This window comes from Thermus sp. (assembly GCF_056332225.1).
Window position 1 is genome coordinate 1 of record NZ_JBWGQW010000229.1, and the last position, 591, is coordinate 591.

Here is a 591-nt window from a genome sequence, read left to right on the forward strand (position 1 = left end):
AAGTTTCCCGACTCTGAGGGGTTCTGACAGGCGAAGGACAGGGTGTTGGCCTGGCTCACCGTGGCCTTAAACAGGTACACCTCGGTGCTGACCCCGGGTCCTGCCTGGCACCGCACGGCCACCTCGTATTCCCCGCTGGCGGTGAAGGTGGCCTGGCCGCCGCTAAAGCTCAGGGCTTGCCAGGAGCCGCCCCCCGTGCGGTAGTAGGCGCCCTCGAGGGGGCCGGTGTCCAGCTGGCGCACGGTGACGGTGTTGCCACCGCCCCCTGTCTGCCCCCCGCAGGCGGCGAGGAGGAGGGCGGTTCCCACTCCGAGGGTCCAAAGAAGCCGGTTTACCTTCATGCTTCACCCCCTTGTCCGGGTAGTTTACGGCAACTCCCCCTCCCTGTGGTCAGCCCAGGGTCAAGCCCCCCTGGAGAAGGGGGCCGCACCTGGGCCCTTGGACGGGGTTGGGAATGCCCCAAAAGAAGGGCCCGGGAGGATAAGGGGTCCTCCCGGGGTGAAGGTCCGGCCCTTTTCCCCCGCAGGGGAGGCCAGCCGGGTGGCCTTGGCCCGTCTCGCCGGCCTCGCGCCCGGTTTTCGGCCTCGGGAC

General features: G+C 69.0%; 1 protein-coding gene. It reads right to left on the reverse strand.

Going from position 1 to position 591, the window contains the following annotated elements:
* On the reverse strand, nt 1–341 hold a 341-nt coding region (locus AC01Y6_RS11065; RefSeq protein ID WP_476671581.1), incomplete at its 3' end, for a hypothetical protein.
* Nucleotides 342–591 lie beyond the last annotated feature (250 nt).